The organism is Paraburkholderia sp. IW21, assembly GCF_041321145.1.
Taxonomy (GTDB): Bacteria; Pseudomonadota; Gammaproteobacteria; order Burkholderiales; family Burkholderiaceae; genus Paraburkholderia.
Genome location: NZ_JBGGWA010000017.1, coordinates 67,721 through 88,593, shown reverse-complemented (window position 1 = coordinate 88,593; position 20,873 = coordinate 67,721). Strand labels below are relative to the sequence as shown.

The following is a 20,873-nucleotide window of genomic DNA, read 5'->3' as shown; positions in this document are numbered from 1 at the left end:
ACTACCTTTTTGAATCACCGGCAGCCTGTGGAATATCTGGAGTTAAAGGAAGCGTCCCGTTTGCGCGGATGCGCCGCCATGCGGTAAGGTGGCGTAACCGGCGGCCCCGGTCCGCGGGAACGGTCCATTGCGACTCGACAGGGACAAACGATGACTGAGCAGGAACTGGTTGATACGGTCGTCGCCGCGAAAAGTGAAAGCAAGATGGCGATCGACTCGCTTATCGATGCGGTGACCACTGCGGTCAAGTTGAGTGCCGTTTCAACCTCTGGGAGGCGCGAAATTAGTGCCGCTATCTCAGGAGAGTCGATCCGTATGTACCGTCCGTTGCGCGCTATGGAAAGTCGAAACGGCATGCGCCGATAGTCCGGCCGTTCGCCGACCGCTAGCGCCGGGAGTAATTGCGACACCGGTACGTCAGGGCACGGCCCGATTTGAGCTGCATGTTCGCGCAATCTTTCAATCCCAACCACCTTGATAAGCTCGTCAAGAGCCTCGACGACTCGGAACGACACGCGACTCTCCGCGCCAATAGCTTGGACGATAGGATGGGGGAGGCGAGCAGCTTTAATTGCTTTAGGGAAGGTCTGCACAACCCGTTTCCTGCACGTCGCGCGGTTTGCTGCCCGCGTTGTAGTGGCGGCGAAGATGCTGGGACCTCGATCACAGTTTTATTCGAACCGTGGCAACGTGCGTTTGCCGAAACTCATGACATCTGCGCCCGCGTGTTTCACGCCTTGCGCAGTGCCTTACGCGTCATCCACAGATTGCCCAGCGCAAACAGCGTCGTGATCTGGGCAGTGTTCTTCATTAGGCCCCGGTATCGGGTCTTCGTATAGCCAAACTGTCGCTTGATGATCCGGAATGGATGCTCCACCTTGGCGCGGACGCCGGCCTTCAGGCGTTCGATCTGATCGTATATCGCGTCCAGACGATCACTCAGATCCAGTTTTCTGCGCTTGCCTGGTCCCATTGCGACATGCCAGCGCACTGAACCGTCCGCGCATCGCTTCTGAATACCCTGATATCCGGCATCAGCGTACACATCCGCCTCTTCGCCGTGTAGCAACGCTTCGGCTGTATTGATGTCCTGAGCGTTGGCGGCTGTGCCGATGACCGTGTGAACCAGGCCAGATTCCGCGTCCACGCCGATATGTGCTTTCATCCCGAAGTACCATTGATTTCCCTTCTTCGTCTGGTGCATTTCCGGGTCCCGCGTACCTGAGGCGTTCTTCGTCGAGTTGGGCGCAGAAATCAATGTGGCGTCGACTACCGACCCGGCCTTGAGCATCAGACCTTTCCCGCTCAGGATCTCATTGACCAGCGCGAGCATCTGCACAGCCAGACCGTGCGCTTCGAGCAGGTGACGAAACCGGAGGATCGTGCTCTCGTCGGGCAATCGCGTCATGCCGTCGTCAAGCCCCGCAAAGTCGCGATACAGCGGTACGTCATAGAGCGCTTCTTCCATCGCCGGGTCTGACAGACCAAACCACTGCTGCATAAAGTGAATCTGCAGCATCGTGGCAATCGGAAATGGCGGCCGTCCCGTTTTACCCTTCGGATAGTGCGGCTCAATCAGGGCAATCAGCTGCGGCCACGGCACCACGCGCCTCATCTCTTCGAGAAATTCCCGCTTGCGCGTGCGTTTCGTTGACAGATCCAGACCAAGGCCAAGTTGTGCCATCACCCATCCCTTAGATTCTCCTGCTCCCAGGATAGTCCACGCTCACGTCAATGCCAGGACTTTTGCAGACTTTCCTTAGAAACATGCCCCTTCGAAACCGAATGGCTAGCGGCCAATTCCGACTGACTCTCCCATACACCCTGTTTGAGTAAGCCTACATAGAATCGCCCGTACGCGATGGCGGTCGCCTTCTCCGAGCGTAAGACGGCATGCTGCCCGATGGCAAGGTTGGTAAGCATCTAAGCTGTACCGTTCCCCGCTTCGCGTAGAAGATGCAATCATCGCCTGCGACGGACACGAGTGACCGACTCTGTCCACAAACGGCGGGAATGGACACAGTGCCTCAGACAGTCGAGTTACCTGCCAAGCGCCAGAACCGACGGTATCCATTGGAATGGAAACGATCGGTCCTCGAGCAGACGTTTGAACCCGGCGCGTCGGTCGCATGGGTCGCTCGCGACAATAACATCAACGCCAATCAGGTGTGGGCCTGGCGCAAACTGTACGCTCAGGGTCTGTTGATCGAAGATGCGCAGACGGAGACCATGTTGCCCGTCGTTGTCGATGTACGGTCTGATCGACCGGCGGCCCGTGCTCCGGAGACGACGAACGCACCGGCGCCTCGGGAGGCAGCAAAGGGCAGCATTCAGCTTCAGCATGGCAATACATCGGTCCGGATAGAAGGCGTGCCCGACACGACGATATTGTGCCTGGTCCTCGAGCGGATTCTGCGATGATCGGGCCGCCTGCAAACACACGGATCTGGATCGCTGCCGGCGTCACTGACGTGCGCTCCGGCTTCAATTCCCTTGGCGGCGAAGGTACAGATGGTGCTTGAGAAGGATCCATACGGCGTCCATGTTTTATCTTCAGGGGCCGCCGTGGTGATCTGCTGAAGGCGTTGTACTGGAGCGATGGCGGCCTATGTTTATTTGCGAAGCGTCTTGAGAAAGGGCGTTTTGCATGGCCCCGCGCCGACGCCGGCGTCGTGGCGTTGACCACCGCTCAACTCTCGCTCCTGCTCGAAGGGTTTGACTGGCGACAACCAGTCGAAGCGGCACGCCCGCGCAGTGCTTTGTAAACGTCTGTTACCGCGTGCCTTTACGTGCGGCAGACAGTCGTAAACTGTCACGATGGATCTGACTGATTCTGACCTGCCCGACGACATTGATGCGCTCAAGGCGCTGGTGCGCGCGCATGCGGCGTCAGCTCATGCAAACGCGCAGCGGGTCGTCGAGTTGGAGGACCAACTCAGCTCCCGCGTAATCGAGATCGAACATCTGAAGCTGACGATTGCGAAGCTGCGCCGCATGCAGTTCGGTCGCAAGTCTGAGAAGGTGGAGCGTCAGATCGAGCAGCTCGAACTGCGACTTGAGGACCTGCAGGCCGATGAAGGTGCGGCCGCCTAGGCTGATTCGAAGAAGGCGCGACAACGCCGCGAGAGCGCCTGTCGCAAACCGCTGCCCGATCACTTCGAACGCGAAGAGCGTGTGCATCGACCCATCGAGGAAGACTGACCGGAATGCGGTGGCATACTCAAACCGCTGGGCGAAGACGTATCCGAGCAGCTTGAATACGTGCGCGCGCACTTCCGCGTCATCCGTCATCGCCGTCCCAAATTCGCCTGTTCTTGCTGCGACTGTATCGTGCAAGCCGCTGCGCCGAGCCGGCCCATCGATCGCGGCCTGCCCGGTCCAGCTTTGCTCGCCCACATCACGACATCGAAGTTCGCGTACCATATCCCGTTCTATCGCCAGTCCGTCATGTACGCGCGCGACGGCGTCGAGATCGAAGCGGGCACCATGGGCCACTGGCTGGGCAGTCTGACATGGCTGCTCAACCCTCTGGTCGACGCGGTGCGCCGCCACGCGCTTGGTGGCACCAAGGTTCACGCCGACGACACCCCGCTGCCGGTGCTCGCGCCGGGCAATGGCAGGACGAAGACGGCCGGCTCTGGGTGTATGTGCGCGATGATCGACCCAGTGGTTCGGACGAAGCGCCGGCCGTCTGGTTTGCCTATGCACCGGATCGTCGCGGCGAACATCCACAACGTCACCTTGCCAACTTCACCGGCGTACTGCAGGCAGATGCGTTCGCCGGTTAAGCAGATCTGTACCTCGGCGGTCAGATTCGCGAAGCAGCGTGCATGGCGCATGCACGTCGAAAGCTACATGATCTGCATGCTGTTCGGGCATCACCGATCACCAGCGAAGCACTCGAGCGCATCGGCGCACTCTATCGCATCGAAGAGCACATTCGTGGCAAGCCGCCTGAAGAACGTCGGCGCGTTCGTCAGGAGAAGGCTGTGCCGCTGCTTGATGACATGAAACGGTGGTTCGAGACGACGCTTCTCACACTCTCCGCGAAATCGGACACCACCAAAGCGATCCAGTATTCGTTGAATCGCTGGCCTGCACTGGTCTATTACTGCAGCGACGTCAGGCCGAGATTGACAATCTGATTGCCGAGCGCGCGTTGCGCGGCGTGGCAATCGGAAGACATAATGCGCAGCCAGAAATTATGTTGAGTCCGTCACTGTCGAATAGTGCCATGCGAGTCGCCGAAGCGATCCGCAAGGATTCGCGGTTCGGCGAGCTACGCATAATTACAACGACTCCAGGAACTGAAGGATGCGGTCCGGTGGTCGATATCGACGATTCTTTACTTGCGGCGGCTGAATCCTGTTCAACGCTCGCTCCTTCATTGTCAGATCAGCTTCCATATAGCCACGTGTTGTCGACGGGCTTTCGTGTCCCAGCCACAAGGCGATGACCGACAGGTCGACCCCTGATTGAAGTAGATGCATGGCAGTCGCGTGTCTAACCAGGTGCGGAGAAACACGTCGCTTGGCGAGTTGCGGACATTGGTCCTTCGCGCGCGATACGGCAATTCTCATCCGATCGGCGACATTGGAGCGTGTCATCGCGTTTCCCGATCGATTTGGAAAGAGCCTCTGACTTGATGCATCCTGGATCTGCGGCAACCACCCCTGATGAGCCTTGCCGTGGATCGCCATAAAGGCACCGTTCGTTCCTTGCGTCCTTTGCCAAGAATATGAACGAAGGGTGATGTACCCAGGACGACATCACTGACGCGTAGTGCCAGGATCTCCGAGACGCGCGCCCCCGTGTTATACATCGTTGCCAGCAAAACCCTGTCGCGTTGACCCGCCCAAGTGTCCGGGTCAGGCGCCGTCAACAGTTGCTGAATCTCTTCGCGTGACAGGAATCCGACCATAGGTTTATCGCAACGCTTCATCGGCACGGAGAGTGCACGCTGTATAACGGCCAACGACGCGACGTCACGGTGTGCTGCGTACTTCAGGAACGAGCGCAACGCTGCGAGTCGAACGTTGCGGGTCCGCGTGCTGTTGCGCCGCTCAACTTCGAGGTGTCGCAGAAACGCCAGGATCAGAGGCGCATCCATGTCCGACAGCGTCAGATCAGTTGGGCACCTCCCGAGGCGATCCGATGCGAACTGAAGAAACAGACGAAACGAATCGCGATAGCTCGATATCGTCTCCGGGCTCACCGCGCGTTGCTGCATCAACCGTTCGACGAAGAAGTCCTGCAGGAGCGTCGCGAAGGAAGGAGCCAGGCAGGTTTTAGTCATGACGTACCCCTTCAGCAAAGCACGCAAATTTCTGACTCACGATTTCCATGAGATCGGGAACCGCAGTCAGATACCAGTAGGTATCGCTCGGCTTCACGTGCCCCAAATATGTCGACAGCGCAATCATCCGGTTGTCGACGTTTACGCCGTCCCGATACACTTGAGAATGCACCGGCACACAAACGTGTGGCGAAGATCATGGATTCGGGGCAACGCGTGGTCACCCCGAGAAGTCCACCCGAGTTGCTCGCGAAGCCGACCGAACACCCAATGCACCGTTCGGGCCTGCAACTTCCTGCCATCAAGATTCACAAAGAACGAAACGCACGGCTCTGCGGCGACGACCAGCGCACGGCGAGTAGCGTAACGCTTCATGGACAGAGTTACGGTAGGATGCATCGGAATAACGCGCGATTTGTGAAACTTCGTCTCACGCACCGTAAGCGTGCCCTCTGCAAGATTCACGTCATCTCGAGAGAGATTGATGGCTTCCGAGATACGCAAGCCGGTTGCGGCAATCAATCCAAACAGCGCTTCATATGTAAGCGTCTGATCGAACCGACGGGTAACATTGCCACCGACGCCGTGAGGAGTTCGCCGAGTTCCTGCTCCGTGTAAATGTGCGGCGCCAGACGACGATGGGCCCGCCCGCACAGGTCGCGTCGCGGAACAACTGTATCGGGATAGAACTGCTTGAGATACTTCGCGAAGGGGCGGATTACCTCGATCCGACGCGCCCATGTAATGGCCCTTTCGCTCGGTGTCGAGTGCGCCCAGGTAAGAGTCAGATCTTCCGTGATCGGACCACGCTGCCCCAGCGCGTCCGCGAAGCGGGCAAAGTTCATCAATACGTGCCCAGAGATCTTGAGGTCGAAGCCAAGACAGCGTCGTTCTGCGAGATATGCTTGCGCCAGCGATACCATAGTGTCAGCCGAGTTGACGGAGCGTTTCATGATTTGCTCCCCGGCCAGGGGAGCGCGACAGCCTCCATGCTTTGCAGGTCGATCTTCGTGTAAATCGCGGTGGTGTCGATGCTTTGATGGCGCAGTACGTCAGCCACTTCCTTCAACGACGAGCCGGAACGAAGCAGCCGTCGGGCCACGCTGTGCCTCAGAAGATGAGTTCCAGATTGTTCAGTCCAGCCGCAGCGAACATATGCGGCATGCACTGCCTGATGGACACGCCCGGTTCCCAACGGAAGGTCGGCAGGCCCGTAGTGCCGTACAAAGACGGCGCGGGAGGTCGTCGTTGTTCTTCGGGCTAACCGGATATAGTCGGCGATCGCATGACCTGTTGGCTCCGGCAACGGAATGACGTAGCCCCGTCGCGATTTGGTGCGACGGATTTGCAGCGTGCCATCGCGCCAGTTTAAATCGTCGAGCTGTATTTGCACGACTTCCGCAGCACGCAGTCCAATATCTGCCAGACAACGTACCATTGCGTAATCACGCAAGTCGGCCGCCGTTTCATGATCGAAGGAATTCAGGAGCTGTCCGATCGCTGCGTCCGAAAGCGTTTGGGGTAATGCCGCCAACCTCCATCCTGCTACGTTCGGCACCGCCGCGATCAACTCTGCGACCTGCTCGTTATATTGCATGCTCCTGAATCGCAGATAACTGCGCAACGTTATGCCCGCTACGTGTGCTGTTCCGGCTTTGCACCCGTCAGGGTAACGTGTCACGAATCGACGGACATCCCGAATCGTTAGCCGCTCCATGTCGATGGGTCCGCGACCAAAGCGTTGATGCAAGAAATCGCGAATGATTCGACCACGCTGATATCGCGTGCACTCGGCAAGGCCGCAAACGTCCTTGAGGTACTCAGTGAAACGACACACCTCCTGTTGTACCGAATCCGGTTCTGCCCAAAGATACCGGGGGACAGCGCACGCGCCCAGGACGACCAGCAAATGCTGAAGTGCCGCGCTGACGTCTGTCCGACATCTCGGAATCGGATCGGGGCAGGTGCATCGAGGCAAATGGTCATTCACGAAGCCGCAGGCAAGTCGATTGTCGACGCGAGCTATGGCTATGCGGCGTGTTGTGAGCCAGTACGCAAAGTGCGCGACGCACCTCACGTAACGGCTGACGGTGCAAGCCGCGTAGCCGGCCTCAACGAGATATTCGCAGTAGCGCTCCGCGAAAGGAGAAAGGACGTTGCGCCATAACCACGCCTGAGGCTGCGGTCGTAGAGGAACCAAGCCGATCATGATGTTTCTCCTGAATGGGTTACAACCCAAACAGGAAAGCACTTTTTATGTGTAGCTTGCTGCTACCCAACGATCCATGCAAGGCGCGTCGCACTGACGCCCGTGACGAGCCGTACCATGCAAACTCCGCATAATTTCTGGCTGCGCATTATTGCGACAATGCACATAATTGCATTGTCGCAAAAACTTTTTATTTGCCGGTGCGGACTCAGGCGGAGAACGTGCAGCCGTGATGTACAGCCTGATCGGATCTGCCCGCATGAACTCATTTTTCTGCAACAACACCGTCAACCGGTTGACGGTCTAAAAGATCTGCAAGCGGCTGAATCTAAACAAAAAAAATGCTTCGGGCGCTCGACAGAAAAAGTGTGAAACATGTGAAACAGCGCGGCACGCATGGTACTTGGATTCCGGCCTCTTCTAATCTCAAAAGCTGCATGTTTTTTAGCGTCATTTCACCTTAAGCCCGTCAACCGGTTGACGGACTAGTCGCGCTTTGTGGGCGGAGACCGCCCCGCCCGAAAAGCACCCAAAAATCACGGTCCTTTTGCGTGACTGGCTTCCCATGCGGGCTGATTCAATTGAGTCGGCCCAATTGGATTAACCATCATGCGTCTTTTCAGAAGCAAAAAGCAGATTGCCCTTGCTGTCGCCCCAGGCGGCTATTCCGAAGAAGATCCCGAAAAGATCATCTTCGATAACGGCGCTCGTCTGCGCGTCGAGGCGAACCACTGGAAAACCTTCTGCTTCATCCTGGCGTTTATCGCCGGCGGGGCGGTGTACACGCGCAATCCTCCTCCCTCAGAGGTCAAGTCATATGGCGTGTCATCTGACGCGAACGGGCATCCCGTCGTAACCCAATTGACTGCCTACAAGCCCGATGACCAGGCGATTCGCACTGCTCTGCGCGAAACCGTCGACCGCTGGTTCACGATTGAGCCCGTGCTGACCGATGACATCCAGAAGTCGCGCATGGCCCGGAATATCAACGGCGTCAAGGGCATGATGGTTGGGAACGCGCGCAACCAGTTCGGCGACTGGGTCAAGGCCGACGCGCCGTTTCAGGCGATCACGCTTAATCCAAAGCTGGTCCGTGAGCCGAAGGTGACCAACGTTGCCCTGCTCGAGGATTCGACTGCCGTTGTGGAGTTCTCGACGATCACCACGCAGTCGCCTACAGACAAACCGGTGGTGCAGAAATACGCACTGACGTTCCGGTACCAGATTGTTCCCCCGGCCTCCGAAGACGCACTCGGCGCGAACCCGTTCGGCCTCTTCTACCCGCTGTTCTCCATCCAGAAGACCCAATGATGATCGACTCCCGCATGTTCGCCCTGTGGGTGGCCGCCATCGCGTGCGTCGCCGCCTGTCAGCCTGCAGTTGCCGCGAAGAAGGGCGCGCCCGTGTCGGCTGCTTCGTTCGATCTGGCGAGCGCGATCAGCGATCCGATGAGTCCGGTCAATCCGTACAACGCCGGCACTGATCCGATCACGATGCCAGGCGACGCCCGTATGGCTGTATTCGCGTACAGCCGTGACCAGATCTACCGGGTCATGACGGCACCGCTCAAAACCACGACCATCGAACTCGCGCGTGGCGAGGCGCTGGCGACGGAGCCCGCGCTCGGCGACTCGATCCAGTGGATGGTCGATACCGATGGTGCGAACCACATCTTCATCAAGCCGATCAAGCCGGGTCTCGTCAACACGCTGCACCTGACGACCAACCAGCGCGAGTACGACATGACGCTCGTCTCGTCGCCGATAGGTGGGCTGTTCTACCAGACCGTGCGGTTTAACTATCCTGGAGCGCTGATGGCGAAGGTCCGGGCGCGCGAGGATCGCTCCGGTGCGGGTGGCGACACAGGCGAGGGCGGCCCGTCGCCGACTGACTCGGGACCAATCGGCGTATCGCCCGACAAGCTCAATTTCGACTACACGGTGAAGGGCTCGGCGCCGTTCAAGCCCGAGACAGTTTTCGACGACGGCAAGTCGGTTTGGCTGCGTCTGCCAGCAGATGCGCCCTTTGCCGTGCCGATCGTGAAAGATCACGGTGACACCGTCACGCCGAACTTCATCCGTCGTGGGCAATACATCGTGGTGCAGGAAATGGCCAGCAAGATCGTACTGCGCGCGGCTGACGACGAGGTCACCATCACGCGCGGCCGTCCCGGTCTGTTCGGTTTCTGAGCGCACGCATCATGGCTCAGCCGAACAACCAACCGACCAGCGATCAGGCCGCGATCGTCAAAGGTAAATCGCCGCGTAACGCGCTCATCAGCGCGGGTGTCGTGGCGGCCGTAGTTATTGCAGCGCTCGGCTTCTACTACCAGGTCAAGGAAGGCGCAAAGCTCGAAGAAGAAGCGCAGCTGCAGAAAAAGGCCAGGGCCGCCGAGGTCGTCGACAAGTCCAACAGCACGCAGGACGTTGACAAGATCATCGAGGATCAGCAGTCGGCGGCACGCCGCATCGCCGCCTCAGAAGCACGCGCTGCTGCGGCACCGAACGCGACGTCGACGCCGTCCGCGACGCCAGGTCTTAATGCGGACAGCTTTGTAGCCGACCAGCGGGTGCGCGAATTGAAGACGCAGGCGGATACCGATTCCGTCTATGCGTCGCCGATTTTCCGGGCGGGTCTGAAGGTCAAGGACCAGCAACCGCAGCAAATCAGTCAACTGGCAGGCGTCCTGACGCCGCAACAGATCGCCGCCCAGCAGGCCGCGGCGCAGCAGGCGGCAATGGGGTCCGCCAATGCGCAGGCTGCAGCCGCAATGGCAACTGCTGGTCTTGGCCAGCAGCCGGGACGCGCGGGCGGACTGAGCACACAGGACCAGGACACCGCCTTTATTAAAAACGTCGCTGCACAGTCGAGCAACGGGCAGGACTTCGCTCGCACCGGCTTCGTTGGTCAGGCGCATGGCTGTGTACTGTCGCCGCCGCACCACATTCCGGTGCTGTGGGCTGAAGGGTTGAATTCGGATCGCCCCGGAACGGCTTCGCTCATGGTCGAGAAGGACGTGTACGACAGCATCCGGGGCGACTGCCTGATGATTCCCAAAGGCGCGATGATTACCGCGCCCTACAGCTCGGATATCAAGCCGGGACAGGAAACCATCCTCGTTGCTGCAACTGAGCTGCGCCTGCCGAACGGAAAACACGTACCTCTTTTTGGTGGTGAGGGCGCGGATGCCGATGGCGCTGCGGGATTCTCGGGGGACGTCAACAACCATTTCCTGAAGATTTTCGGGACATCGTTTCTCACCGCGATTCTCCTGCGCAAGTTCAACGGCGGTGACGAGTCAAGCACGACTGGCCCGCTCGGCGTCACCCAAGTCGGTAGCACGGGTGGACAGGTCGCAGCACAAACGGCCCAGTCGGTGCTGGACCGTTACAAGAACATCCCGCCGACCATCTCAAGCGGACCCGGTGAGCGTCGCTTCATGATCAAGGTGAATCGCGATATTTACATGGAGCCGTATCGCGGTGATTAAGCGCGTGCTCCTCACCCTGTCCCTCAGTGCGTGCGTTTGCAGCAGCCAGGCCGCGACCATTGAAGACGTCATCAGTCCGACGAGCGTTGTGCTCGCGAGCGCCGGCGCCCGCAACGTTGCGACGTTCGACGGCAAGCCGGTGTTCTATTGCGGGCTGAAGGCGTTCACGACATGGGCAACGCCTCTCGTGGGGCAGTCGGTAGGCAGTAATCCCGATGCCGGGATCACCGTGTCTGTCGATGCGCGCGACGTGTCGCTCGAGCGATTGCTTGTGAGCCGCGGGTGGTTGCAGCCCGCAGTCCTGGATGATGAAGCGCAGGCGGCGATTACCGAACGACGAGGAGGCTGGGCATGCGCGAGTGCCGCAGCGCCGTTCGAGATGATGCATACGAGTGTCGATCCCATGGTCCTCGCCAGCATCGCGCTCAACGAGTCGGGTCTGAACGGGCACGCCTGGCCGTGGACACTGAACGTTGCGGGGCAGGGCCTGTTCTTCAGGACGCGCACGGATGCGTATCGCGCGATCCAGTCGCTGATCAGCGCAGGCCGAAGCGACTTCGATGTGGGGTTGATGCAGATTAGCTGGCGGTACCACGCACAGCGCTTTGCTTCGCCGTGGGACGCGCTTCGGCCGTCGACGAACATCCGTGTCGCCGAAGCCATTCTCAACGAGAACTACAGCAAGACCCATTCGGTGGCAAAAGCGATTGCCTGGTACCACAGCGCCAACCCGGCACCGGGACAGGCGTACCTCGCGCGTTTCGCGCGGCACCTCAACCAGATTCAAGCAGGCCTATGAAGCGCACAGTCTCCCGAATTGCTGTTGCCTGTATCGCTGCCTTAGGTTCGATGGCGTCGCAGGCAGCGAACACGGACCCGTTCGATTTTGACTATGAGATCGCGGGCGGCATCGCCGAGCGGCCGGCCCTCATCTTCAACGATGGATCGAAGACCTATATCCAGCCGCGCGCAGGACAGGTTATCACTGCCGTCGGCGGTCATGCAGAAGGCCCGTATGTCGTCGTGGATGGCACGCCGGAGACGATCACCTATACGGTTGCGGGTCGCGCCGCGACCGCACGCTGGACGAAAGCAAACTCGTTCGTCGGCGGCCGCGGCGCGCTTGCATCACTGCGCGACGACCAGCCCGCGACGTTCGATGGTTTCACCAACCGCCTCATCCTCATCGGTTCGCACGGAGCACTCGAACCCGTACGCGGCCTGAAGGCTACGATGCCTGTCGCCAATCTGGTCAAGGCGCTCGTGCCGCAGGGATGGACCGGGTCTGCACAGAAGGATGTGGATCTCAACGATCAGGCGGGCTTCGCAACACGCACGGGCGAGAACTGGTTGCAGGCGCTTGACCAGTTGATGGCGCAGTCAGGGCTGTACGCCGACGTGGATTTCGGTGCGCGGCATGTGCGTCTGCACCGTGATGCGCCGAAGTCAGCCGCGCTGAACTATGCGGCGGGCGAGCAGAACACCGCCTCAACGGCGGTTCTGAAGATCGCGGCTGTCGCGCCTCAGCCGTCGTTGCTCGCACAAAACTTTGGCGCACAGGCGATTCGCGATGGAGACGACACCCATACGCAGATCCGCTTTGCAGCGAAGCCTTCGAAGGAGTTGACGTTCCGCAGCATGGACGGTCAGTCGCTGCGTCCGAAGTGGGACGACGCGACCAACGTCATGACGATCGAGCGGGCACTGCGCTTCGTTGTATCGGACGGCGCATCAAGTGTCGAAGTGGAACGCGCTGCGGCCACCGTCTATGACTTCGACTCAACGAGTCCGGCGCACCTCGAGGCGGTCTTTGACAAGGATGGCGAAACGTACTTCAAGTTTGCAGAGTCCGTCGTTCAGGTGACGGTCGCAGACGTGCATCACCTCGGCTCGGGTGCTCAGAAAGGGCGGTACTACCAGTTCAAGGGCACGTCCGAACAGTTCATCGTCACGGCCGATGGCAACACCGTCAATGTGACGCGTCGCCGTGACGTGAAGTATGTAGAGCACGCGACGACCAGCAATGCGCTGGCGGCAACGGGAGCGCGCTCATGACGCGCCTGATGCCTGTCGTGCTGCTCGCGGGCGCCGCAACCGCTATTCCGTGCCACGCCGACTGCCTGGACGACGCGGCTGCATACCGTCACATCAGCACGCAACTCGTGCGCGCGATCGCGCAACACGAATCGGGCATGCGTGCGAACGCGGTGAACGTGAACGGTGATGGCTCCGAGGACATCGGCCTCATGCAGATCAATTCCTCGTGGCTGCCAAAGCTCGCGCGCTACGGCATCCGGCGCGAGCATCTTTTCAATGCCTGCGTGAACGCTTACGTCGGCACGTGGATTCTCGCCTCGAACATCAAAGAGTTTGGACCTACCTGGAAAGCGGTCGGCGCTTATAACGCGCGCTCGACCAGCAAGCAGCTTGTCTACGCCAACGCAATCTACCGACGCCTGCAGCGGGCAGAGCACTGAAGAACCATGGACATGAACCTGACGATTCCAACATACCGTCGCGTAGGCGTTGTCGCGAAGATCCTCGCGGCACTCGCGCTCGCGGGTTTCGCGACCTGGTGCTCCGCCGCGAACGAACCCGGCCAGCAGAAGGGTGCCGACGACTGGCAAATCCTCTCTGGCACGGCAGCCGCGCCAGCTTCGGATTCCCACGCCCCGTCGACGTCGATGACGGCGGTGCCGAGCGCGTCTCAGAGCGGTGCTCCGGCGCAGTCGCTCGCGGTCGCACCCGTGGTATTGCCGGGCGTACCGTCTGCTCCCTCAGGGGACCTGACGCTGGCCATCACACCTCAGGACGTCAACCTGCGTAACGCGCTCGACCGCTGGCTGCAAACGCAGGGGTGGCAACTGGCCTGGAAGATCGACGACGACCTGCCGCTTGAGTTCAACGCGACTTTCACCGGGGACTTCACCTCAGTGCTGACGCAGGTCATGCAGGCGACCAACCACATGCGCACGCCGACCCGTGTGTGCCGCCATACCAACAAGGTCATCCGCGTCGTCGCGCGCGCGGCCAACTGCAAGGACTAACACCATGCGTCATCTTCCGATGCGACTCGCTGTGGCCGTCGCCGCAACCCTGACGATCGCGGGCTGTGCCGTCAGCCAGTCCGATGTGAATAGCGCCTATGATGCCGCGAACCGCACCATGACCGGAGCGGTGGGCGATGGCCCGCAATCGATGCCGCTCGTTGAAGACGTGCCGACCGCCTTCCTGGGCGACCGCCTTGTTCCCGTCGCCTACGAGGCGAATCTGCCCGCCGTGTTTCGGGACAAGGTTGTGACGTTCCCGGCAAACCTTTCGATCCGGAAAATCGCAACACTGGTTTCCAGCGCCACTGGGTACCCGGTTCATCTGAGCCCCGACGTGTTTGTTCCTCGGGATTCGCTGATTCCTCGCGAGGCGTCGGGTGATGGCAAGTCGGCAACGACTGGCGGTCTCGCCGGTCTCGGCGCGAAGACCTCGGAAGAGCCGGTCTATGCGCAGCCGTACAACGGCCGCGTGGGTCAGTATCTGCGCGGCGTCTCGGATGATCTTGGGCTTGACTGGTCGTTCGATGGGTCGTCGATCAACATCTCGCGGTTTGTTACCCGGATGTACCAGATCGCTGCGATCCCGGGCAAGGTGTCGATCAAGTCAGACATGTCGAAGGGAATGGACACGTCGACCGGGAACCAGTCCGGCGGCAGTTCCGGTGGTTCGGGCGGCAATACCGGTTCGTTCTCTGCTACGACTTCGAGCGGGCGGACGGGCGACTTCGACCAGATGCAGATTATCGCGGATGAGCTGAATCGCGTCCGTTCGCCGATGGGCCGAGTTGTCGTCAATCCGCAGAGTCGTCTCGTAATGGTCTACGACACGAAGGAAGCGGCTGATCGCATGGGGGACATTCTCAAGCACGAAAACGCGATCTCGACGCGTCAGGTTGCGATCCGGGTGCGCACGCTGCAGATCGCGCTGAACAAGGGCAGCCAGGCCGGGATGAACGCGGATGTCGTCTTCACCAGCATCCAGGGCGGCCTCGCGAAATATGCGGTTAGCTTCGTTTCGCCGACGTCTCTCGCCTCGGGCGGTGGCTCGGTTGGCGTGTCGGTGTTGCGTCCCGACGCGCCTTTCTCGGGCACGAACGCTGTCGTGAACGCGTTGAACCAGTATGGCCGCACCGTCCAGGACAACACGGTCACGAAGATGACGCTCAACGGGCTGCCCGTTTCGATCGCGTCGTTCCAGAGTGACGACTACCTGCGATCAACGTCGCCTTCTGCTGGCTCGCTCACCGCGACTTCGGGTGGCGTTCCGGGCCTGACACCTGGCACGGTGACAACGGGGGACTTCGTGAACGTCCTGCCGTCGGTCAATGACCACAACCAGATTGTGCTCGCCTACTGGAGCGACAGCTCAAAGCTCAACGGCCAGTTCACGTCGGCAACTGTCGGCTCCGGCCAGACACAGCAGCAGATCCAGTTGGCGCATACGGTGGGCCAGAAGGATGACCAGATCGTTGCGCTCGCCGACGGCCAGACGATTGTGCTGTACGGCGCGATGACCGATCAGGCGGATAGCACGACGAATACGGGCATCGCGGGCCTTACCGGCAACTGGAGCAAGGCGCGCACGTTCCAGGTGGTCATGCTTACAGCCACCGTTGTGCCATCGATGTGAGCGCCGGCATGCACATTACCGAGCCGCTACCGGGAAACAGCAAAGCGAGGCTGATCTTCGGCCTCGACTGGCGCGCCTATCCCGTCAAGGGAGCACGGGCCGAACGCCGTCGATATGCGGACGATTTCGGCGCGACGCACTACGTCGAGTACAAGGTCGGCAATGAAATGATCGGCGGCTTTGCGGCGCCGGAATCGGCCGACTATCCGGGTTCGAAACTATTCTCGGGTGCCGCGCGCATTGCGCAGCACGCGCGCATCAAGGCGTTGCCCGCTGCCCTCGTACTCCTGCAGGATGACGCGCAGCGCGTGCACGCGATATTCGTGGTACGCGGCGCGGTACGCACCGATGAAGTGCTCACGCCTGTAGACGTGGGCGATCGACGGCTCGCCATCGAGCAGGAGTGCCTGAAACAGAACCTGCCGCTCGTCACGCTTGGGACTGGCGCCAACATCGGTGACGTTGACGAAAGCTTCACGGCTCTCGCGCTGCTGGCCGATAAAAAGGCCGGCCGCGTCAGGAAGATGCCGCTTGCCGTTCCGACGCTCGTGCCTGTCACGGTCATCGTCGTGGCCGTGGTGCTCATCACGATGGAGATGTTCGACGCGTTCTCCCCGCCACCGCCTCCGCCGCACCAGGAGACCCTGCAGGAGAAGTATGCGAAGGCGGTCGCACAGACGTTTTCACTTCAGGCGCCGCTCGCGTCCCGGCTTGCGCCGCTCTTGTTGTCTCAGGTTGGAGGGAGCGAGAGTGTTGTGGAGGGCTGGCTCGTCGAACGGGTGCTGTGCCCTGCGGCTGGATACTGTTTGACTACCTACACGCGTGTGGGCGGCACCTTCGCCGGTTTCGATGCGGCGGCCCCCGCGTCAATGCGCCCGATCACTTTCGATGCGGATGGCAAGCACCTCAGCACTCATGGAGCGGCAGTGCCGAAAGTCGCGGCAGTTCGGGTCGACGCGGCGAAGTTGTGGCCATCCGAGCAGGCGCTGATCGACATGCTGCAGACCCCCGCACAGAAACTGTCGGTCAAACCGTTCGATCTTGACAGCCATGGGTATGAGGTCAGGCTTCAGCCGGCGCACCCGCTCGTTGCAGCATCGCCCGGCACGCCAGGCGCCGGTGGTATCCCTCACATGATCCGCGAGGGTACGTGGCAGATCGATGGGTATCGCTGGCAGGCGGTTCTGCTCTCAAGGCTCCCGCCGAGCATGTCGCTCGAGACCCTCACCGTCGAGTTGCGCACCAAAGGCGAAGTCGGCATCCATTTCACTGCGAAGGGTAAATATTATGTTCAGGACTAAACATCTTGTCGGCCTCGCCTGCGCACTTGGCATCGTTACTGCACACGCTGAGACGCCCCATCTGACGCTGGACGATATTGACCAGCTGTCGCGCGACAAGGTCGTGCGCAATCTCAAAGGCGAGGGTGACGGGTCTGCGCAGGGAGCTGGCGTATCGAATCTCTCGTTGCCGGTACCGGGCCCGGCCGGAGCGGCTGCAAAACCGGTTGTCGTGCCCGCGGTCCGGGCGGAGCCCGCCCGACACGCCGAGCGCGTCTCTTTTCTTGGTGCGTACCGCGACGGGAGCGGCATGCATGTCCTCTACGAATTCCGCAGTGCGATCTACCCGGCCCTCGTCGGGTCGGATCTGCTCAACGGCTGGAAGGTCACGAAGGTTGATGGCTACCTCGTCACCGTCAGCGAAGGCAAAGGGAAGCCGTGGACAGAGCCGATTGCAGGTAGCAGTGCCGGTCCCGATCCCTCTTCTTCCCCCGCGCTGAGAGCACTCAGTGACCTGGGCGGTCCATTGCCGCCCGGCGCAGTTATTTCACCAGTACCTTTCTCAAGACCGGGGCAATGACATGTCGCTTTTTTCGAACTACGAGAACGCAGAGCCGGAAGGCGGCGGCATTCTTGGCCGTCTGAAGTTCTGGCGCAGCAGCTTTAGCGAGTCCAGCGCGTCATCGGTCGACAGCATGCCGATCGCGGGCGGGCACGCGGCAGTCCAGGGCGAAGAGCCACGCTTCAAAACAACCAGCAAGCCAGCCAAACCGGTTCAACCGCAGCATGTGACGCTGGGTATGCGCCTGCGTGACGGAGACATTACGGACGTCGAGGCGCGCGATGCGGCCGCACCTGAAGCCGTATCGGCACCGGAGCGCGGCGAACCATATGAAAGCCGGTTCGCGAACGATCGACAATCCGTCGATCAGCCCGTTGCGGCCGCAGCCGCTGCAGCCTCAGCAGTCGACCCGGCAGAAGCCGTCCATGTCGACGTGACGCACCACGATGCACCGCCGGCGTTCGTCGAAGGTGCTCGCGCCGTCGAGACTGCTGGCCATCGAGCCACCGTTCCCGAAGAACTGGTGGCCGAGCTCGCGGCACATGACGTCGAGGTTATCCTGGCCGGTCTTCCGCAACTTGTCTCGGCTGAATCGCTGACGTTCAAGCGCATCCTGTGCGAGCGCGGTCCGGACGCTGCGTTGCGCATTACCGATGCCGCCCGCCGCGAATTCGTGGCGGTTGACCTGCAGGCGGGTGTCGCCATCGTTGTTGCTACGCGCGCGTTTCGCGAAATGGCGCTCTACTCGACGTATCTGAAAGATCTCGCCCGCGCGGACATCGCGGTGCGGGAGGAGATGGTCGCTTCGGAAGAGGTCATCGCAGCGATCTATGGCACCGAAAAAAGCCGGTCCACGGCCGTCATTCCCGAAGCATCCCGCGCCATCGGCATGTTCCGTGACGTGATCGAAGCGGCTCACGGATATGGTGCGAGTGACTCCCACTACGAATACCGGGATTTCAACGATGAAGTTGAAATCCGCTTTCGCGTCCATGGCGACCTGTACACCTATCGCCACATGCCCAAGGCGCTCGTTCGTCGGGCGCTGTCGGCCTCGTACCAGGATCTCGTACAGCGCAATACGAATTCGGCCGAGACCTTCCAGCCGAACGCGCCGCAGTCCGCGATGATTCCACTCGTGGTGCAGACCGACGTGGTCAACCTGCGCTGGCAGAGCTCGCCTCTGGTCGGCGGATTCGACGTTGCCCTCCGTTTGCTGGATGGCAATTTCAGGCACTACAAGGTTCTGATGCCTGAACAGATGGGGCTGGAAACCAGCCAGCTGAAAATCGTCAAGGCACTCGGGAATGTGAGCGGCGGCGTCACGATTCTCAGCGGTGAAACGGGCTCGGCCAAATCGACGCTGCTGCGCGCGCTGTCGTACATGATGACTTCCCGCGATCTGCGCAAACAGTACGCGGTTAGCCAGCCGGCCGAATTTCCGAACCCCTGGCTGTCGGAAATTTCGATCCCTCATCGTCCCGATGAGTCGGAAGAGGATGCAAGCCGCAAAGCTGCGGAAGTGATCCGCACGCTCATGCGGATGGACCCGGATGATCTGACCGTGACAGAAGTCCGCGACGCCGTGATGGCGGCGCTTGTGACCGAACTGGCGCTAACAGGCCACCCGGTCCGGACGACCTTGCACGCGGACAGCGCGATCGGTGTGTTCATGCGCCTCGCGGGCGGGCGTCTCCAGTTGCCCATGGATGAGGTGTCGTCCGAAAAATACGTGAACGCGGTCGGCAACCAGAAGCTGATCCCGCTCCTGTGTCCGCACTGCAAGGTGCCGGCGCGCGACATGATGAGTCAGTCGGACCTGCACCTGCTCAAGACGAAGTTTGGTCTTGATACGTCGGCGATGGCTTGCCGCGCTGAAGAAGGGTGTGAGCACTGCCGTCTCAAGGGGCTGGTAACGCGCGCAGGCAAGGTCGCGGGCGGCACCAGGGGACAAACGCTCGCTATGGAGTTGTTCCGTCCGAGCCCGGAGTTCCTCGATCGCATTGCGGTGCGCGACTGGCGCGGCGCGGAAAAGGTCTGGCGCGCCACGCGTTTGACCGGTTTCGACGACCCGGACATGACGGGCAAAACGATCTACGAACACGCGCTGTACAAGGCCTCGACCGGGATCATTGATCCGCGTTTCATCAACGATTCGATGCGCACGTTTGACGACTACCGAATTTTTGCGGATCGCGATGGGAGGATGCCATCGTGATCAAGTGGCTTGTCTATCCGGTCTTCATGTCGCTTCCGCACAGGGAGCGGATGCACATTGCGACGATCAGCTTTCGCAGGATGCGTGAGGCCTTCTATCGCGAGACGCGCCTTGACGTCGTTGCGTCCAAAGGCGTGCGTAACCGCGAGACGTTGCTCGAGCGCTTGACGGTGCTCGAAAAGCGGCATCGTGGGCGCAAGGGGTTCGTCTGGCCCGTGTTTCAGGCCGTCGCGCGACGCATGCAACAGGGTGACGATTTCGCTGCGGCGATGAAGCCGTTCATTCCCAGCGACGAGTACGCGCTGCTCGAGCTCGCTGCCGCGGCGACGCAAAAGGATGCGGCGGTGCGCGGTCTGGAACTCGCTGAAATGGCCGCTAATGCCAAACGGATTCTCTCCGGTACGACGTCGACGCAGATGGCCTACCCGGCAATGATCATTGTCTACATGTACGGATTCTGCATGATGTTCGGGGGAGAGATTTTCCCGGCGGTGCTGGACTTCAAACCGCTCGAAGAGTGGTTCCCGTTTGGGCGGTTCCTCTATGCGGTCGACACGTTCTGCTACCGGTACTGGTGGCTCACCGGCGCGATCACGCTTGGCGCGGTCTTTGGCTATTTCTGGACGATGCGACGCTGGACTGGCGAATTGCGAAACCGTCTCGACAATGCCCCCCTCATGTGGCGCAACCGGCGCGACCTGCGCGCCGCTTTACTGATTGTCTCGCTGTCGGGTCTTTTCGACTCGGGGCTGACGTTGCGGGCGGCACTCGACCGGCTGACGAAGACGGCCGATCCGTGGATGAAGTGGCACCTGAACAGGATGAGCCGCCGTCTGACCGTAACGCCGCACGAGCCGATGCGTGCCCTGAACACCGGGATCTTTTCCGACGAGGTGATCGACACGATTGCGGATGCCGCCGGCCGGGACCAATTCATTCAGGCCATCAAGGATCTCGGTCGCGAGTCGCTCTCGCGCGTGGTCGAAACGGTACGGCGCAACGCAAGGATCACCCATTACGTCCTGCTCGGCATCGCGGCCGCAGGGTTTCTGATTTTCGGCATCGGTTCCTACGTGGCGACCGGTGCTGCCAGCTTTGACACAACCGGCACGTCCGCCGTCCGATAGAAGAGGCCTTT

Annotated in this window: 20 protein-coding genes and 2 pseudogenes; 17 read left to right on the top strand and 5 right to left on the bottom strand. The window is 60.6% G+C overall.

Features of this window, described 5'->3' with window-relative positions:
- Positions 1 to 150: 150 nt before the first annotated feature.
- A complete protein-coding gene (locus ACAX43_RS30020; RefSeq protein WP_370711967.1) occupies positions 151 to 366 on the top strand; it encodes a hypothetical protein in 216 nt (71 codons plus the stop codon).
- Between the two features lie 364 nt (positions 367 to 730).
- Here ACAX43_RS30020 and ACAX43_RS30015 read toward each other — a convergent pair whose 3' ends face one another.
- The gene (locus ACAX43_RS30015; RefSeq protein WP_370711966.1) at positions 731 to 1,684 is read right to left on the bottom strand and encodes an IS5 family transposase; all 954 of its coding nucleotides are present in this window, start codon (positions 1,682 to 1,684) and stop codon (positions 731 to 733) included.
- A gap of 272 nt (positions 1,685 to 1,956) precedes the next feature.
- Here ACAX43_RS30015 and ACAX43_RS30010 point away from each other — a divergent pair, with 272 nt between their 5' ends.
- From ACAX43_RS30010 to ACAX43_RS30000, 3 genes and pseudogenes are all read left to right on the top strand, one after another.
- Positions 1,957 to 2,421: a transposase gene (locus ACAX43_RS30010; RefSeq protein WP_370711965.1), complete on the top strand. Its 465-nt coding sequence runs from the start codon at positions 1,957 to 1,959 to the stop codon at positions 2,419 to 2,421.
- Positions 2,422 to 2,531: 110 nt separating this feature from the next.
- Complete coding sequence (gene tnpB, locus ACAX43_RS30005; RefSeq protein WP_370712003.1) at positions 2,532 to 2,765, top strand: IS66 family insertion sequence element accessory protein TnpB; 234 nt, start codon at positions 2,532 to 2,534, stop codon at positions 2,763 to 2,765.
- 52 nt (positions 2,766 to 2,817) lie between these two features.
- Positions 2,818 to 4,189: pseudogene (locus ACAX43_RS30000) on the top strand (IS66 family transposase); the annotation flags it as partial.
- 100 nt (positions 4,190 to 4,289) lie between these two features.
- Here ACAX43_RS30000 and ACAX43_RS29995 read toward each other — a convergent pair.
- From ACAX43_RS29995 to ACAX43_RS29980, 4 genes and pseudogenes are all read right to left on the bottom strand, one after another.
- A pseudogene (locus ACAX43_RS29995) lies at positions 4,290 to 5,296 on the bottom strand (tyrosine-type recombinase/integrase).
- Between the two features lie 141 nt (positions 5,297 to 5,437).
- On the bottom strand, positions 5,438 to 5,800 hold the full coding sequence (locus ACAX43_RS29990; protein ID WP_370712002.1) for a tyrosine-type recombinase/integrase: 363 nt from the start codon (positions 5,798 to 5,800) through the stop codon (positions 5,438 to 5,440).
- Between the two features lie 14 nt (positions 5,801 to 5,814).
- Positions 5,815 to 6,249 carry a hypothetical protein gene (locus ACAX43_RS29985; RefSeq protein WP_370711964.1) on the bottom strand — a complete coding sequence of 145 codons (435 nt, stop codon included), beginning with the start codon at positions 6,247 to 6,249 and terminating at the stop codon, positions 5,815 to 5,817.
- On the bottom strand, positions 6,246 to 7,505 hold the full coding sequence (locus ACAX43_RS29980) for a tyrosine-type recombinase/integrase (protein WP_370711963.1): 1,260 nt from the start codon (positions 7,503 to 7,505) through the stop codon (positions 6,246 to 6,248). The genes ACAX43_RS29985 and ACAX43_RS29980 overlap by 4 nt, the downstream gene beginning before the upstream one ends.
- 117 nt (positions 7,506 to 7,622) lie before the next feature.
- Between ACAX43_RS29980 and ACAX43_RS29975 the strand changes: the two genes are divergently transcribed.
- From ACAX43_RS29975 to ACAX43_RS29915, 13 genes are all read left to right on the top strand, one after another.
- Entirely contained in the window at positions 7,623 to 7,877 is a 255-nt protein-coding gene (locus ACAX43_RS29975; RefSeq protein ID WP_370712005.1) for a hypothetical protein, read from the top strand.
- 237 nt (positions 7,878 to 8,114) lie between these two features.
- Positions 8,115 to 8,816, top strand: coding sequence for a type IV secretion system protein (locus ACAX43_RS29970; protein ID WP_370711962.1), 702 nt, complete (start codon positions 8,115 to 8,117; stop codon positions 8,814 to 8,816).
- Positions 8,813 to 9,694 (top strand): TrbG/VirB9 family P-type conjugative transfer protein, encoded by an 882-nt coding sequence (locus ACAX43_RS29965; protein WP_370711961.1) that lies wholly within the window; start codon positions 8,813 to 8,815, stop codon positions 9,692 to 9,694. Before ACAX43_RS29970 ends, ACAX43_RS29965 begins: the two co-directional genes overlap by 4 nt.
- 11 nt (positions 9,695 to 9,705) lie before the next feature.
- The gene (locus tag ACAX43_RS29960) at positions 9,706 to 10,995 is read left to right on the top strand and encodes a TrbI/VirB10 family protein (protein WP_370711960.1); all 1,290 of its coding nucleotides are present in this window, start codon (positions 9,706 to 9,708) and stop codon (positions 10,993 to 10,995) included.
- Positions 10,988 to 11,794, top strand: a complete 807-nt coding sequence (locus tag ACAX43_RS29955; RefSeq protein ID WP_370711959.1) for a transglycosylase SLT domain-containing protein — start codon at positions 10,988 to 10,990, stop codon at positions 11,792 to 11,794. Before ACAX43_RS29960 ends, ACAX43_RS29955 begins: the two co-directional genes overlap by 8 nt.
- Positions 11,791 to 13,050 (top strand): TrbG/VirB9 family P-type conjugative transfer protein, encoded by a 1,260-nt coding sequence (locus ACAX43_RS29950; protein ID WP_370711958.1) that lies wholly within the window; start codon positions 11,791 to 11,793, stop codon positions 13,048 to 13,050. The genes ACAX43_RS29955 and ACAX43_RS29950 overlap by 4 nt, the downstream gene beginning before the upstream one ends.
- A complete protein-coding gene (locus tag ACAX43_RS29945; protein ID WP_370711957.1) occupies positions 13,047 to 13,472 on the top strand; it encodes a lytic transglycosylase domain-containing protein in 426 nt (141 codons plus the stop codon). Before ACAX43_RS29950 ends, ACAX43_RS29945 begins: the two co-directional genes overlap by 4 nt.
- Positions 13,473 to 13,484: 12 nt before the next feature.
- Positions 13,485 to 14,042, top strand: coding sequence for a toxin co-regulated pilus biosynthesis Q family protein (locus ACAX43_RS29940; RefSeq protein ID WP_370712001.1), 558 nt, complete (start codon positions 13,485 to 13,487; stop codon positions 14,040 to 14,042).
- Positions 14,043 to 14,046: 4 nt separating this feature from the next.
- Positions 14,047 to 15,675 carry a type II secretory pathway protein gene (locus ACAX43_RS29935; RefSeq protein ID WP_370711956.1) on the top strand — a complete coding sequence of 543 codons (1,629 nt, stop codon included), beginning with the start codon at positions 14,047 to 14,049 and terminating at the stop codon, positions 15,673 to 15,675.
- Between the two features lie 8 nt (positions 15,676 to 15,683).
- On the top strand, positions 15,684 to 16,976 hold the full coding sequence (locus ACAX43_RS29930) for a hypothetical protein (RefSeq protein ID WP_370711955.1): 1,293 nt from the start codon (positions 15,684 to 15,686) through the stop codon (positions 16,974 to 16,976).
- A complete protein-coding gene (locus tag ACAX43_RS29925; protein ID WP_370711954.1) occupies positions 16,963 to 17,535 on the top strand; it encodes a hypothetical protein in 573 nt (190 codons plus the stop codon). The genes ACAX43_RS29930 and ACAX43_RS29925 overlap by 14 nt, the downstream gene beginning before the upstream one ends.
- A gap of 1 nt (position 17,536) precedes the next feature.
- Positions 17,537 to 19,735 carry an ATPase, T2SS/T4P/T4SS family gene (locus tag ACAX43_RS29920; protein WP_370711953.1) on the top strand — a complete coding sequence of 733 codons (2,199 nt, stop codon included), beginning with the start codon at positions 17,537 to 17,539 and terminating at the stop codon, positions 19,733 to 19,735.
- On the top strand, positions 19,732 to 20,862 hold the full coding sequence (locus ACAX43_RS29915) for a type II secretion system protein (protein ID WP_370711952.1): 1,131 nt from the start codon (positions 19,732 to 19,734) through the stop codon (positions 20,860 to 20,862). Before ACAX43_RS29920 ends, ACAX43_RS29915 begins: the two co-directional genes overlap by 4 nt.
- Positions 20,863 to 20,873: the final 11 nt, after the last annotated feature.

Bases quoted from the DNA above. Each gene is read 5' to 3' on its own strand.
- ACAX43_RS30010 (WP_370711965.1), top strand. From the start codon at position 1,957: ATGCAATCATCGCCTGCGACGGACACGAGTGACCGACTCTGTCCACAA.
- ACAX43_RS29985 (WP_370711964.1), bottom strand. From the start codon at position 6,249: ATGAAACGCTCCGTCAACTCGGCTGACACTATGGTATCGCTGGCGCAA.
- ACAX43_RS29945 (WP_370711957.1), top strand. From the start codon at position 13,047: ATGACGCGCCTGATGCCTGTCGTGCTGCTCGCGGGCGCCGCAACCGCT.
- ACAX43_RS29940 (WP_370712001.1), top strand. From the start codon at position 13,485: ATGAACCTGACGATTCCAACATACCGTCGCGTAGGCGTTGTCGCGAAG.
- ACAX43_RS29920 (WP_370711953.1), top strand. From the start codon at position 17,537: ATGTCGCTTTTTTCGAACTACGAGAACGCAGAGCCGGAAGGCGGCGGC.
- ACAX43_RS29930 (WP_370711955.1), top strand. From the start codon at position 15,684: ATGCACATTACCGAGCCGCTACCGGGAAACAGCAAAGCGAGGCTGATC.
- ACAX43_RS29970 (WP_370711962.1), top strand. From the start codon at position 8,115: ATGCGTCTTTTCAGAAGCAAAAAGCAGATTGCCCTTGCTGTCGCCCCA.
- ACAX43_RS29950 (WP_370711958.1), top strand. From the start codon at position 11,791: ATGAAGCGCACAGTCTCCCGAATTGCTGTTGCCTGTATCGCTGCCTTA.
- ACAX43_RS29960 (WP_370711960.1), top strand. From the start codon at position 9,706: ATGGCTCAGCCGAACAACCAACCGACCAGCGATCAGGCCGCGATCGTC.
- ACAX43_RS29980 (WP_370711963.1), bottom strand. From the start codon at position 7,505: ATGATCGGCTTGGTTCCTCTACGACCGCAGCCTCAGGCGTGGTTATGG.
- ACAX43_RS29975 (WP_370712005.1), top strand. From the start codon at position 7,623: ATGCAAACTCCGCATAATTTCTGGCTGCGCATTATTGCGACAATGCAC.
- ACAX43_RS29935 (WP_370711956.1), top strand. From the start codon at position 14,047: ATGCGTCATCTTCCGATGCGACTCGCTGTGGCCGTCGCCGCAACCCTG.
- ACAX43_RS29965 (WP_370711961.1), top strand. From the start codon at position 8,813: ATGATGATCGACTCCCGCATGTTCGCCCTGTGGGTGGCCGCCATCGCG.
- ACAX43_RS30015 (WP_370711966.1), bottom strand. From the start codon at position 1,684: ATGGCACAACTTGGCCTTGGTCTGGATCTGTCAACGAAACGCACGCGC.
- ACAX43_RS29925 (WP_370711954.1), top strand. From the start codon at position 16,963: ATGTTCAGGACTAAACATCTTGTCGGCCTCGCCTGCGCACTTGGCATC.
- ACAX43_RS30020 (WP_370711967.1), top strand. From the start codon at position 151: ATGACTGAGCAGGAACTGGTTGATACGGTCGTCGCCGCGAAAAGTGAA.